The sequence below is a fragment of the Undibacterium sp. GW821-FHT11H02 genome (genome assembly GCF_058808015.1).
Genome location: NZ_JBXARG010000006.1, coordinates 178,240 through 193,193, shown reverse-complemented (window position 1 = coordinate 193,193; position 14,954 = coordinate 178,240). Strand labels below are relative to the sequence as shown.

The following is a 14,954-nucleotide window of genomic DNA, read 5'->3' as shown; positions in this document are numbered from 1 at the left end:
TACGAGACCTAATCGAGCTCCAGGCCGCTCATATGGGCATTCCCTTTCATGATAGAGATAATCACATCAAAATCGTACTGTGCCGCTGCACGCATAATTTGTTTTTGCACATCGGCACCAAATGCGGTATTCAATTCTTCGGTCGCGCCTGCTAAAACATCTAATGCTTCGCCATCGTAATTGCTCACTAGCTGGTAACAATGCTTCAATTTTTCGAGCACTTGCTCATTCGATTGCAAGCTCTTCACGCCCGCGTCTTCCGTCTCGCTTGGCGGCATGGTGTATTCACTCGCCAAGCAATCTTCTATTGCAGCGATGCAGAGGCGGAGCTCAGTCTCAGTCGAACTTAGCTGGCTCTCAAATTGATTGACAGGTATCCCTGCTTCTATCGACGCCTCCAACTGCGCAGCAGCTAGCTGGACCTGAGCGCCTATCAATCCAGCCACGCCTTTTAGAGTATGTGCAATACGCTCAGCACTCTTTGTATCTTGCTGACTTAAGGCTAGCCGAATTCCGCTTAATGCATCGCGTTGATCCTGTACAAATAGCTTCAACAACTTAAAGTAAAGTTGTCTATCCCCCATAGTCCTGCTCAAACCCAACTGTGTATCTACACCAGGAATAAACAAAGCGACTTCCTCAACTGGCGTGACATCACTTTCAACCGTATCGACAGTTCCCACCACAAATTCTCTACACCATTCCGCCACCGCCTGATAGAGTTCTCCGGGATTAATCGGCTTTGCCAAATGGGCATTCATACCGGAAGCAAAACAACGCTCCCTCTCGATGAGTAAGGCATGCGCTGTCATCGCAATAATCGGCAAATCCGAAAAAATATCGCTGCTACGTATCAATCTGGTCGCCTCATGTCCATCCATTTCCGGCATCTGAACATCCATAAAAACCATGCCATAATAATCAGGACCTTTTTCATGCAAGCGCTCAACTGCAATCCTGCCGTTTGCTGCCAAATCTACTTCAATCTCGGCTGCTTCTAATAATTCCCGGGCAATTTGTTGGTTAATTAAATTATCCTCGACCAATAGAACACGCAAGCCCTTACATTTAAATACGCCATTTGCGGCATGTGCCACACTGCTGTGCGTATGATAAGAAAACATGTTCACCAAACAATCGAACACATTGGAGGTATTAAAGGGTTTATCGAGATAGGCATCGATCATCGATGAGTCTTCCCGATAATTGAGATTTTCTCTTGCGCTTGCACCGACCAATGCAATTTTAGGAATTTCCTGTAAATTCGCGTGACGAATTAGAGTTATCAGCTCTGTGCCGTCCATGTATGGCATATGCAGATCAACAAAAATTGCATTGTATTGTCCCTGCAAGGTCTGATCTCGATCCAACAATAGTCTCAATGCATCCCTGCCAGAACCAACCAAATCACAGCCAATACCATACACCGATAATTTATCTGAGAGTAACTTAGCGGCGAACGCATGATCGTCCACGATCAACACGGACAATTGATCAAATAACTCACGATTAATTTGTTTCTGTTCAGTCGGCAAGTCAATCAATGGCAATTGAAACGTCACCGTCGTTCCTTGTCCCAAAACGCTTTGCAAAGATATTTCGCCGCCCATGAGATCAACCATGCCTTTGGAAATTGACAAGCCTAAACCGGTACCTCCAAATTTTCTGGTGGTTGACTCATCACCTTGACTAAATGGCATAAACAATTTGGCGGACTGTGCCTCGCTCATACCCAATCCAGTATCGCGCACTACAAATTGCATGAGTACTTGATTGCCTTGTCTTACCAATACTTCGCAACGCAAACAAACTTCGCCTTCTTCCGTAAATTTTATTGCGTTATTGACTAAGTTAATCAGCACCTGACCGATTCTTAAGGGATCGCCCTTTAAACGCCGCGGTACCGCTTCACCAATATCAAACAAGTATTCAAGCCCTTTTTGCTCTGCCTTTTCGCTGGTAACTACCGCGACACTATTGAAGACTTCATCGAGGTCGAACTCCACTTCTTCAATATCTAATTTGCCCGCCTCGATCTTAGAAAAATCCAAAATATCGTTAATGATTCCCATTAAAGACATGCCTGCTTTATGAATTTTTTCGACGTAATCTTTTTGTTTAACGGTAAGATCGGTTTTCAAGGCTAGATGGGCCATACCAATAATGGCGTTCATAGGCGTACGAATTTCATGACTCATATTCGCCAGAAACAAAGATTTTGCCTCGGTAGTTTCTTCCGCATGACGGCGTGCCAACTCAGACACTTTCAATTCATTTTGCATTTGCAAGGTCTGCAAACGCATTTGCTCATCCATACTCTCTTTGAGCTGTGACTCGAGCAATTTCCGCTGAGTCAGATCAGAGACAAACGACAATGTCGCCGGCTGAGCTTCCCACTCGATCAAAACCGAGGAGATCTCTACCCAAATTAGTGTTTTGGTGATTCTGTGTTGTAAGCGAATTTGGTAGTATTGTTCAACGACCTCTCCACGTAGTCGACGCGTGTGCCGATCAACCACAACAGGCACATCCTCAGGGTAGATCGATTCCGTGAACGGCATACCAATCAACTCTTCATGTGTGTATCCGCTCAAAGTCTGAATCAAGCGATTGGCAAATGCGATTCGCGCATTTTGCACAACAATAATTCCCTCGGTCACATTATTAATCAGCAAGCGGTAGTTATACTCAGACTTATGTAGATCGTCTTCCAACTGACGACGAGCTGAGATATCCATAACTACCCAAACGGTGCCGTACGAGAGATCATTCTTATTGACTGCCCGCCCCGAAAAATGCACCCAAAACACCGAACCATCGCTACGGCGCATTTTGAGTTCAGTTTCAAATGCTTCTCCGCGCAACACAGCCTGACTGACTGCTGCACCGCACTCCAGATAGCTTTCACGTGACTCATAAAATGGCTCTAAAGAGGCGCCCAATACATTATCTCGCTCAACCCCAAATATCTGACAAAGTGGCGTATTAACCCACTGCACACGCCCCATACTATTAAGAAAAATCATACCTACGATAGAATTTTCCAAAATCGTTTCACGCTCAGTCAGCATGCGTTGCAGCTCATCATCTAAGGATTTACGTTCTTTGCTCATACGCTCATTCATGCGTCTGTCTTGCTCAGCCTCTTTAAATTCGTTACGTATTTTTAAATTTTCAATTTGAATTTTATTGGCACGTTCTTGCGCACGGACTAACAGGGATTGATGTCGCTTCTGCTCGAAATAGGCATCTTGCCAGCGACCTAATTCTGCATAAATTTCTGAAAGTTCATTGATTGCGCGTAGCGGCAAATGTATATAGCCACTATCACCCACTTTTTGAATTGCTTTATTAAGTTCAACAATGGCGAGTTCATGTTGGCCAGACTTGCGATATAAATAGCCACTTACCCACCAAACATAGGGCTTCAAATGAGGGTCTTCGATCAAATCTACGAAGGTCTGTGCCTTTTGGCTTAAGCGTAAAGCTTGATCTAATTCACCACGCATTGCTAAGGTAAAAGCGGCAACCGACAGATAAAAGGCGCAATAAGAATTGGTATTTGTCGCTGCCGCCCCATCATTTTCCAAATAAGGCGCAATTGCATCATAAGCTTCATCAAATTTGCCTAAAGCTATTTTGCATAGCGCTAGCATGGTAGAACTAAATGGCATAAGCCATTTTTCTGTAGAGGTGGGGGCCACATCACGTGCCACTTGCAATAACTCTTCGGCAGCAACCGCATTCCCAGTAACATACAAAACTTCGCCCAAGTTGGCAGTTATTTGCGCAATTCTGCTGGCGGAATTGATGCGGCGAGACTCATCTAAGGCGCGATAGAAGTATCGAATTGACTGTTCGGTTTCACCTCGTTCTTGAGACAAAATCGCATAAATATTCCAAGCCAGGATCGATAATCGTGATGGCATACTTTGTGCGGCAGGGATAAGTTTGGCTTCGCAAAGCTCGCACGCGGTTTGCACGTCACCCATTTTGCGAAGTACGATGACCCGACCCGTTTCGGCGAAAAAAGCACCTCGCATTTCCGCATGAGTACAAAAGAATTTTGACAACTTCTCAAAAGCACTGATGGCTTGTGGGAGTCTATTTTCGAAATAATCCGCAAACGCCAAGATAATCTCAGCACTTGCCATCAAAATTTCGTCATTTGCCGCTATCCCCTCGCGTTTGATCCTTGCTGCCATTGCACAACCATCCGAGATGGAGTCTCTCAAGGTATCAAGTCCGTCTAAAGACTGTTCAATCCAGCTTATTTGCATATTGATGGGTAATCCACTCATAAATTGTTACATCTCATACCAATCCAAAAAAATGAATCTGAGGGGACGCCTCTTTGCCTGTGAAAACAGGCCTTGATTCTATCCCGATTGAGGCGATAAATGTATTTGCAGACGATATCCAAGAAAGAATATTTTTACCATAAGAAACACATACAACAATCAATTGCAAATTAACAACACCAAACGCTTAAAACATCATTTTTTCTTTGACTTCGGTACTGCGCCCTCCTTTAGTGATTAATTTTAGACCCGCCACAAGAGTTAGGACAAAATCTCGCGATCACTCTGACAGAAGCGAATTGATCTGTAAAAATTGAAATATCTCAAACAACGAAGGCGCCGGTCCAAAATTTTTGCTCTAACAACGTCAACAGGTCGGCACACATTGAACACCTTGTCCAATAAATACACTAGAATCAAACAAGCTAAGCGGCCAATTTGGCGCCCCCATACACGCTTGTGCAAGACCGATTCGAGAACAAAGATATCCATTTGACTTAACTAATTTCACCCATTCATGCACTCAGAAAAACAAATTCGTATTTTGCTTGCCGAAGACAACGAGTTCAATCAAGAGCTCATCGTCGATCTATTAAGCGAAGCAGGCTTTTTAGTTTTGGCAGCGAACAACGGACTGGAAGTCTTACACTTGCTCGAACAACATACTCCGGATTTTTTTCAATTAATCTTGATGGATCTGGAAATGCCCGTGATGGATGGATACCAAGCGACCCTGAAAATACGCCAGAGCACGCTATATCCGACCATGCCTATCATAGCGCTGACAGCGCATGAGGAAGCCGGCACCCGGGACCGGTGTCTAACGAATGGCATGCAAGATTATTTGATCAAACCGTTCGATCCTGAAGAATTAAATAGAAGCATTCACCATTGGTTGAATCAAGCGCCAAATCTGCCAACAGCAAAAACGATTGTCGCAACTAGCGAGCTGCCACTTCAATTCAAGCACTTAGATACCCGTACCGGATTGCGTTCGGTCGCCAACAATCAAGCCCTCTTGCTGCAACTATTGCGCCGATTTGCAAGCTCACAAAAAGATTCCTTAGCGCAGATCAAAAAGGCGCAATTAACTGGGATTTTCGACGAAGATTTTCAACGACTAATTCACACTTTAAAGGGAATTGGCGCAACCATAGGCGCGTTCCCAATCGCCAGACTATGCCTGCAAATCGAAGCGACGCAAGATCCTGGGTCTCACCTAGAACAATTGGCAAATGAATTGCAATTGATTCTGGAAGAATTAGATGATTTCTTTGCCGCCAACAGACTCGATACGACATCCGCTGAGAACAATATCAGTATCGACACACGACCTTTGGATGAGATTTGCAAAACGCTTGCCGAACTGTTGCAAGACAGCAATCCCGAGGCGGTAAATTATTTCGCAAGAAATCAATCACAATTTCTAAGCCTATTTAATCATCATGATTTTACAAAATTTCAAAATGCCATTGAGAATTATGATTTTGATCAGGCGAACACCCTTTTAAATACCATTTAGATATTAACTCGAGCGATTTACCCGAATATTCGTACAATTTCATTGGTTATTTATCACGCCTTTCCAAATCAAACCGATCCGATTACTCGTGCAGTGAAGGTAAAGATTACCGCAGAGAATATATTTATGACGCACTGCAATAATTTAGCGTTATACTAGAACTGATTCGATATTTACCGAGCTTCACGAAGGCAAGGTAGTTCGCAGCAATTCCGTCAACAACTTGGAAAATGCCCCATGCTTTATCAACTTCATGAACTAAACCGATCATTTTTGACGCCTCTGACCAAATGGGCTGAAGCTTCATCTAAAATGTTTGCCAACCCAATTTCTCCATTGGCTTACACGCCTTATTCGCAAAGAATCGCAGCGGCATACGAGTTAGTTTATCGACTGGGCAAAGATTACGAAAAACCAGAATTCAAAATTACTTCGACCCAGATTGGTGATCAAACTATTGAGATCTTGGAAGAAAATGCATTATTAAAGCCTTTCTGCAAACTGATTAATTTTAAAAAAAATCTCACTAGCAGTAAGCGTGATACAAAAATCAGCCAACAACGCAAGGTTTTAATTGTCGCCCCGCTTTCCGGTCACCACGCGACACTCTTGCGTGACACTGTAAAAAGTCTCTTACCCCATTACGATGTCTATATCACCGATTGGATAGACGCACGAATGGTGCCGCTTTCCGCCGGCCCATTCCATTTGCACGACTACATCTACTATGTGCAAGAGTTTATCCGTCATCTTGGCCCAGAATTGCATGTAATTTCTGTATGCCAACCAACGGTTCCTGTACTGGCTGCGATCTCATTAATGGCTAGCGAGAACGACCCTGCATTACCGAAGACGATGACTATGATGGGCGGCCCTATCGACCCTCGTAAATCACCAACTCAAGTTAATACGCTAGCGACCGAGAAGAAATTCTCATGGTTTGAAAATTCCGTCATCTACAACGTACCTGCCAACTACCCTGGCTTTGGTCGTAAAGTGTATCCAGGCTTCTTGCAACACACTGGTTTCGTTGCAATGAATCCAGATCGTCACGCGCAGAGTCATTGGGATTTCTACCAGCATCTGGTACAAGGCGACGATGAGTCTGCTGAACAGCACAGAAAATTTTATGACGAATACAATGCCGTATTAGATTTGCCTGCTGAGTATTATTTAGAAACTATTAAGACGGTATTCCAGGAATTCCGCTTACCGAAAGGTACGTGGGAAGTTGAAGGCAAATTAGTCAAGCCACAGGATATCAAAACCGTCGCCTTGTTCACCGTAGAGGGTGAATTGGATGATATTTCGGGTGCAGGTCAAACTCAGGCCGCACACGACATCTGCTACAACATTCCCGATTCAATGAAACAAGACTTTGTAGCACCGGGCTGCGGTCACTATGGCATATTTTCAGGTCGAAAATGGCGTGACATGGTCTGCCCTAAGGTCATCGATTTCATAGAAAAGCACGCTTAATCGGACACGGCAAGCTTAAGTTTCAAATAAGAAATGAGGAAAGCGAGAATATCTCCGCTTTCCTCATTTTAATTTCAAACAACCCATTTCCTCATGGAAATTACACCTATAGCTTACTTTAAATTTAAAGTGAGCTATACTCCATCCCTTTCCAGCGCGATCAAGCAAGGTTCAAAGTAACTACTGCTATAAAATCTGGTGATCGTGTCAAACCCCGTTTTCTTTTAATTCTTGCAAAACGCCTATGAAAAAAAATAGACTTCTCAAAGTATTTTTTGTGCTCAGTCTAATCGCAGGCAACAGCTTTGCAAATGATGACACCGCAACCGAAACGCCTAATAAAGCACTCACAGCCCTCAAAGACTTAAGGGACAAGACCTCAGATTTAACGATTAACGCAATGAGTCTGCTCGGCATTAAATACAAGCGTGGTGGCAGCTCCCCAGAAAATGGTCTCGATTGTAGTGGTTTTGTCAGGCTAGTTTTCAAAACCTCGAGTGAAACAGAACTCCCAAGAACCGCCAAAGAAATCAGCAATAAGGGCGATAAAGTTGAACCCAAAGACTTAAAACCTGGCGACCTAGTATTTTATAACACGCTGAAAAAGAGTTTTTCCCATGTTGGGATTTATCTGGGCGACAACAAATTTATTCATTCACCTTCTGCCGGTGGCAAAGTGCGTATAGAAAGTATGAACGTCAGTTACTGGAAAAAGCGTTTCAATGGTGCGCGTCGCATCAACGAAGATGAAGTCAAAAAATAATTACTTCTCTTGAAACGCCCGAATCTTTTCCTTTAGCTCAACGATCACCGCATTGGCTGCACGTTCACCCGCCAAAATAGCCAGATTACGTCCGTTAAAGTCGTTGCCCTTCATACCCGGCAAATCCGGCTTAATCACGACATCCGCATTCTTCAATTCAAACTGATTCAAGCTTTGGCCCATTATGGTAAAAGTCTGCATCAAAACTTCAAGCGAGCTAGACGAATTCTGAGCCTCAGGTGAAGAAGAAATGTTCACCGCAATCACGATATCAGCACCCATTTCACGTGCAAAACGCACCGGCACGGGCGAGACCAATCCGCCATCCACATAAAATCGATCATTGATCTTGACTGGTTGAAACACACCAGGCACCGCCGACGAGGCCCGCACCGCCAAACCAGTATTCCCACGTTGAAATAGTATCGGCATACCAGTATTTAAATCAGTCGCCACCGCGCCGAACGGTTTCTTTAATTTCTCTATCGATACCTGATTCACCATACGGTTCACATAACCCTGCAATGCCTCACCTTTTAATACGCCACTACTTTTAGAGAAAAAAGGCAAAGACCAATCCGAAATCGTCGCTTCATCCATCTCCAATGCCATCTTCTGCAACGCGAAACCGTTATTCCCAGCCGCATACATCGCACCAACCACACTACCCGCGCTCGTCCCCACCACCACGTCAGGCAAGATTCCCTGCGCTTCCAGTACCTTAATAACACCGATATGAGCAAAGCCACGTGCAGCCCCACCGCCCAAAGCCAAGCCGATACGGACCGGGCGCAAAGTCTTTTGTACAGGCGTCAATGGTAAGTCTGTTTTGACCGCTATTTTTGCTGGCGAAATAGAAGACGAAGAGCTAGCACAGCCACCGAGTATCGTCACGCAAAGCGCGAAGACAAAAGACGCCCGTAGACCAGATATAGACATGCAAACCATAGTATTTTTAATGTGAGAAATATTGGGTGATCGTTTCCAAAACAAACATCGTCAGGAAAGAAAAGGATATCGCATTCGATATGGGTAAGACTAAATTGACGCGAGAAACATCTTTAACAAACTGTGCCGACATCTTTTTAACTTTGCTCAATTTATCTTTAATAATCAATAAATTATACAGTAGGCATCTAGTCTAATGCGGCTTCTCTAACTTTGACTTCCTCTTTTTTTCCAGTTATCACACCAACACTATCAATATGACTATGAACTTCTTTAAGGCAAGTTAGAACATTCAGGATTCTTTTACAAATAAAAAAAGCCCTTGAAAAATCAAGGGCTTCTTAAATTCTTGGCGGAAGCGGTGAGATTCGAACTCACGAAGGGCTCTCACCCTCGCTAGTTTTCAAGACTAGTGCCTTCAACCGCTCGGCCACACTTCCGTCTTAGTACAACATTGAAATTTCAGCGCAAATAAATTCGAACCAATCTCTCAAGCCCTGCATTATAGCGAGTTTTTCTGATTTCTTGTGAACTTTTTCAGAAAAATTCTTTAATAGCTTATTTATTTGACCTGCTGATTAAGTCACCGATTAACTCAATTAGTAAAATGAGGGGAAACTAAAACTTCTTAACATCACTTCTGAAAACTTCTCTGCATCGAGCGGTCTGGAGAATAGATATCCCTGAATCTCATCACAGCCCATTTTTTGCAGAAAGGCAAATTGCTCATTATTTTCGACACCCTCAGCAATCACTTTATGTTTCATTTGTTTCGCCAAACTAATGATGGCACTGGCGATTGCGCAATCATCCACGTCGTCGGGGATGCCTTGAATAAATGAGCGATCTATCTTTAAGGTATCGATCGGAAAACGCTTCAAGTAAGACAGACTAGAAAAACCGGTACCAAAATCATCCAGAGCCAAGGTCACTCCTAAAGCGGTGATTTGCGACATGATCGCCACCACATCTTCTGCATTTTGCATCAACATGCTCTCGGTAATTTCCAACTCTAGCCAACCCGAAGAAATTTGATGCTTGCTCAGCGCTTGTTCTATACGTTCTGGCAGCGATACCGTGAATTCACGAGCCGATACATTGACCGCAATACGGAAAGGCTGAACACCCGCGTCTTGCCAAGATTTTGCTTGGGCACAGGCAGCATCTAAAACCCATGCATCTATTTGCAAAATTAAATTGGTCTCCTCTGCAATGGGAATAAATTCATTCGGCGGAATGATCCCGTCCTGCGGATGCGCCCAACGGATTAGCGCTTCAGCTCCCAATACCTTGCCACTTTGGACGTCGAGCTTAGGCTGATACAGCAGGAAAAATTCATTACGTTGCAATGCACGTCGCAGGCCTGACTCCAGGTACATACGACCAGAAATCGTACGATTCATTTCTGCATCATAAAACGTGTAAGCACCACCCGCTTTGTCGATTAAACGTTTGGCCTTAAACATGGCGATGTCCGCCTTCTGCAACAGCGCTTCAGCATCGCCACCATCTTGTGGGTAGATACTTATCCCTATACTGGCACCCAGACGCAAATCATGTCCATCAATGGAAAAAACGCTTTCCAAAGTAGCCAAGATTTTTTGGGCGACCAGACCAGCATGAAAATGCTGTTTAACATCCAATATCGCAATCGCGAATTCATCACTGCCTAATCGTGCAATAACATCATTATCGCGTAGTGCAGCACGAAAACGTTCTGCTACTTGCTTTAATAGCAGATCACCGACACCATGACCCAGCGTATCGTTAATCGGCTTAAAGCGATTCAAATCGACAAACATGACTGACACCGAAGCATCATTACGATAGCTCTGTTGGAGCGCGCTATCAACCAGTTTTTTAAACAAGCTACGATTGGGGAAATCAGTTAGCACGTCGTAATACGCTAGATGATTGATTCGTTCTTCAGATCGTTTGCGTTCTGTGATATCGCTTAGATAGCCAATCAAACCAACAGGCTGTTGATACTCGTCAAACAAGGTGGATAGACTCAAGCTGGCCCAAAAAACTTCACCACTTTTCTTGCGGCGCTTGACTTCCATTTCACGGCCACCACGCTCAAGAAAGATATCTCTCGCAGGCAAGTCATTCGCATCTTCAGTCTCATACAAAAACAAAATATTTTGCCCTATCGCTTCCTCTGCGGTATAGCCAAACAATCTTTCGGCACCAAGATTCCAACTTAAGATGAAACCTGCCAAATCCATCGTAATGACCGATTCATGAAGTTGATCAAGAATCTGAGAATGAATCAATTGCGACTTCATTGCCGCACTAAATTGTGAGTTCAGACTTAATCGCTTTGCAAACAAGCGAGCAGTGAGCGCGCTTAACTGATTCAATTTATGTAAATCGCTTTCAGTCATTGCGCCACGTTTACCTGAGATCACAAAATAATTTTCTGCGCAAATTTCGGTAAGTAGCTGAGCCTGTCCGGTTAATGGCTTGTTTCGCGTAAAAGCGATTTCATGATCGGAAAACAAAACACTGAGAATTCGATTTAAGCCAGACTCTAATGCTTGCTCATCAGCACTCAAGATTGTTTCGCATAATTCTACGCCGAGCAAAATCTCATGTTGAAGATCAAGTTGTGAAGTCATCATAGTTCCTGACAAACTTGATTAACCCAGCAATAAGCTTGTGTCAGGCTCTCGTAATAAGTCTCGACGGAGAGACCCAGCGCATTTGTCGCTTTATCCAAGTCGGACGTATGAGCGCGATCGGCCCGCTCCGTCAAACTCAAAAATTGCCCCATTCGCCCTTCTCCATCCAGCAGGGCCGCACGCACTTCATCTGGCAAACTTAATGGTTTCAATATTTCCCACAAAGGACACGCAAATAATAAGCCCAGCAAGGAAAACATTCCTGTCATAAAAGCGCAGTCTTGCTGATCCCGGTCGCCGCCATTTTGACGGCACAGCGCTTCCATCAGACTGGCTCGAAACGCCGCACGTAACATCAAAGGATTTAAGCTAGTACCCTGTCCGTTTTGCCGGGCATATAACAACAATTGCAGCCAACGCTGAAGTTGACGGCGACCGAGCAAGTTAATTGCTTGAACAAAGCTAGCTACTTTTACAGTTTGTGCAAATGCCGCTGAACTGACCAGTTTGAATAACATAAACGAAAGTGTCGGATCTTGCTTAAACAAACTCTCTAGTTCCTTCGCGTCAGCGTCCTTAGATACCAATCCAAGTAACTTTAAAAGTCGTGATCGCGCGGTCGGATCTGTGCTACGAGAACTACTCTCAGCCGAGAAAGCAAATTCGCCAGAAAACAAACTAAAACCAGCGTCTTGAGCCTTGCTCAAACAAAATACCGTGTCGACATTTTTTGCTAAATGCTGGCTCTGTTGCAAACTAAAAATCCAAGGTTGCACATGCGCAGGAATACCCGCTTTGCAATTGACAGAAACCCCTTTGGTATCAGGCCAAATCAACGAAGATTTAGAGCTAAATTCATCCATCATAATACGTAAGCCAGACTGGCTTAGGTGCTTAAGGATCTGTTGCGCTTCTTTTGACTCACACTCGGATTCTGTAAAACACAGCACCAAATTCTTACAATAATCGCGATTCTCAAAATCTGGAGTGACGGACAATGGACTATGCAAAGGCAGGATTAGTTGCAGACTTGATAGCCGTTCAAAACTTTCAAGTTGCGCCAATAAACTGGTTAACTGAAAACGAGATTCGTCACTACATACGGAAAAATCTGGTAACAATGCAACCAATTTTTGCTGGCTATTTACCACGGGCAATAATGAAACTATCGGCGTCATTGGGTAGAATTTCTCCGTCTTTTTAATTTCTTACAATCAAGTGCTTTAAAGCAATTTATATCCTGATAGTAAGTTGAAATTTACACAATTGCAAGAGCATTTTTAATGTCGCCAATAAAAATTTTTTATTGTTGGCTTAATAAGACGTAAAAATGTTTCTCGAGACTGAATCGAGATTTTTGTCTCTGAAGTGATTGCGCGCAAAAAACAAAACCCCGACTAAAAAGCCGGGGTGATATTCGATCGATAAAGTCCTAGCTCTACAAAAACATTTGCTGAAGATCGTTTAAAAATCGCCGGCCCAAATCTGTCGGAGCAATGCGCAAATGGTCGCGCGATATCAGACCTTTTTGCTCTGCTAGCAGCAATTGCTGCTCTATCGAATTTAAGACTAGACCAGTTCGATCAAAAAATAGTGAGGTATCAAATCCCTGATTAAGACGCAAAGCGTTCAACATAAATTCAAAGCCTAATTCATCTTTGCTGATTTCATTACTCTCTTGGATTGCATCGCCTTTCAATGCGCTATCCATAAATGCTTTGGGTTGCTTATGTCTCACCTGACGGACTATCCTATGCGGGAAGGACAACTTAGAATGCGCCCCCGCACCAACGCCCAAATAGTCGCCAAAATTCCAATAATTTAAATTATGGCGAGACTCGTGCCCCGGCTTGGCAAATGCAGAAACCTCGTAGTGACGATAGCCAGCCCCTGCCATACGGGTCTGAATTTGCTCTTGCATTTCCGCACTTAAATCATCGTCTGGAATGATAGGTGGGAACTTTGCAAAGTAAGTATTTGGTTCCAAAGTCAGATGATATAAAGAGAGATGATTTGGCTGAAAACTCAAGGCTGTTTCGAGATCTGAAATTGATTCTTCCAACGTTTGCGAGGGTAAGGCAAACATTAAATCCAAATTGAAATTGTCAAAATTTTTCGCTGCGATCTCTATCGCTCGCTTAGCTTCATCACCATTGTGAATACGTCCCAATGAAGACAAATGCTGAGAGTTGAAACTCTGTATCCCTATCGACAAACGATTAATACCACTCAGGCGATACTGGCGAAATTTTTCTGCTTCAAATGTTCCTGGATTGGCTTCCATCGTGATTTCAGCGTTCGCATCAATCGGTAATAAACTGCGCAAATCAGACAGCATGCGATCAAGGCCCGCAGCCGACATCAGACTTGGTGTACCACCGCCAATAAAAATGGTATAAATTTTGCGGCCCCAAATCATAGGCATAGCAGCTTCAAGATCTGCCCGCAGCGCCGTCAAATAAAGATCCTCATCGAACGAAGTTTTCACTTCATGCGAATTGAAATCACAATAGGGGCATTTTTTCACACACCAGGGAAAGTGTATGTATAAGGACAAAGGTGGCAAAGTACTCAAATTGAGTACGCCAGGTGCAAGAAAATTCGCCTTCACTTCACCTGGGATATTGCGCATCTTTTCTTGTCTGTCACGTGTCGCATCAGTAGCTAAATTATCCGACGATGAGATGGGCTTAATTGGAATCATCTTAACTTCTTGAGTAATTCTTGTAGTGCTTGAGCACGATGTGACAAGCTGTTTTTTTGCTCAGCGTTGAGCTCAGCAACAGTTTGCTGAAACTCGGGCAAATAGAAATAGGGATCGTACCCGAAACCTTCACTACCTCTGGCTTGATCAATAATTTGCCCAGACCAACGACCATCGGCAATCACAGGTTGCGGGTCACGTTCAGAACGCACATAGACCAAAACACAGTAATAATAAGCTGAGCGATCTTCCACTTCACGCAAAGCATCGACCAGCTTTTGATTATTTCTTTGATCGGATTTCGGTTCACCAGCATAGCGTGCTGAATACACACCCGGCGCACCGCCCAATGCATTCACGCAAATCCCAGAATCATCGGCTATCGCAGCTAAACCAGACATACGCGCAGCATGACGCGCCTTTGTCAATGCATTCTCGACGAAGGTAAAAAATGGCTCGGGGGCATCAGGAATATTTAAGGTGGCTTGAGCAATTAATTCTATCTCTAGCGGTGCCAAAATTTGACGAAATTCTTTGAGTTTTCCGGCATTATTGGATGCCAAAACAATTTTTTTATTCATCGTACTTTACTTCTATTGATTGATACCGGTTA

Annotated in this window: 9 protein-coding genes and 1 tRNA gene; 3 read left to right on the top strand and 7 right to left on the bottom strand. The window is 43.8% G+C overall.

Going from position 1 to position 14,954, the window contains the following annotated elements; all coding sequences use genetic code 11:
* Window positions 1-8 precede the first annotated feature (8 nt).
* Window positions 9-4,301: a response regulator gene (locus AC1RR2_RS08655; RefSeq protein ID WP_493221851.1), complete on the bottom strand. Its 4,293-nt coding sequence runs from the start codon at window positions 4,299-4,301 to the stop codon at window positions 9-11.
* A gap of 517 nt (window positions 4,302-4,818) precedes the next feature.
* On the opposite strand from AC1RR2_RS08655, the gene AC1RR2_RS08650 reads away from it, so the two are divergent.
* The 3 genes from AC1RR2_RS08650 (at window position 4,819) to AC1RR2_RS08640 (ending at window position 8,065) form a co-directional block, all read left to right on the top strand.
* Window positions 4,819-5,823 (top strand): response regulator, encoded by a 1,005-nt coding sequence (locus tag AC1RR2_RS08650; protein ID WP_493221850.1) that lies wholly within the window; start codon window positions 4,819-4,821, stop codon window positions 5,821-5,823.
* A 237-nt stretch (window positions 5,824-6,060) separates the two neighbouring features.
* The gene (locus AC1RR2_RS08645) at window positions 6,061-7,302 is read left to right on the top strand and encodes a polyhydroxyalkanoate depolymerase (RefSeq protein ID WP_493221849.1); all 1,242 of its coding nucleotides are present in this window, start codon (window positions 6,061-6,063) and stop codon (window positions 7,300-7,302) included.
* A 244-nt stretch (window positions 7,303-7,546) separates the two neighbouring features.
* Window positions 7,547-8,065 (top strand): C40 family peptidase, encoded by a 519-nt coding sequence (locus tag AC1RR2_RS08640; protein ID WP_493221848.1) that lies wholly within the window; start codon window positions 7,547-7,549, stop codon window positions 8,063-8,065.
* On the opposite strand, the gene AC1RR2_RS08635 is transcribed toward AC1RR2_RS08640, so the two are convergent.
* The 6 genes from AC1RR2_RS08635 to rdgB all read right to left on the bottom strand — a co-directional run bounded on the left by AC1RR2_RS08635 (window position 8,066) and on the right by rdgB (window position 14,922).
* Window positions 8,066-9,004: a patatin-like phospholipase family protein gene (locus AC1RR2_RS08635; RefSeq protein WP_493221847.1), complete on the bottom strand. Its 939-nt coding sequence runs from the start codon at window positions 9,002-9,004 to the stop codon at window positions 8,066-8,068.
* Between the two features lie 359 nt (window positions 9,005-9,363).
* A tRNA-Ser gene (locus tag AC1RR2_RS08630) sits at window positions 9,364-9,453 on the bottom strand.
* Between the two features lie 159 nt (window positions 9,454-9,612).
* Window positions 9,613-11,634 (bottom strand): putative bifunctional diguanylate cyclase/phosphodiesterase, encoded by a 2,022-nt coding sequence (locus AC1RR2_RS08625; protein WP_493221846.1) that lies wholly within the window; start codon window positions 11,632-11,634, stop codon window positions 9,613-9,615.
* Window positions 11,634-12,815, bottom strand: coding sequence for an EAL and HDOD domain-containing protein (locus tag AC1RR2_RS08620; RefSeq protein ID WP_493221845.1), 1,182 nt, complete (start codon window positions 12,813-12,815; stop codon window positions 11,634-11,636). The genes AC1RR2_RS08625 and AC1RR2_RS08620 overlap by 1 nt, the downstream gene beginning before the upstream one ends.
* Before the next feature lie 260 nt (window positions 12,816-13,075).
* The gene (hemW, locus tag AC1RR2_RS08615) at window positions 13,076-14,341 is read right to left on the bottom strand and encodes a radical SAM family heme chaperone HemW (RefSeq protein WP_493221844.1); all 1,266 of its coding nucleotides are present in this window, start codon (window positions 14,339-14,341) and stop codon (window positions 13,076-13,078) included.
* A complete protein-coding gene (rdgB, locus tag AC1RR2_RS08610) occupies window positions 14,338-14,922 on the bottom strand; it encodes an RdgB/HAM1 family non-canonical purine NTP pyrophosphatase (protein WP_493221843.1) in 585 nt (194 codons plus the stop codon). The genes hemW and rdgB overlap by 4 nt, the downstream gene beginning before the upstream one ends.
* Window positions 14,923-14,954 lie beyond the last annotated feature (32 nt).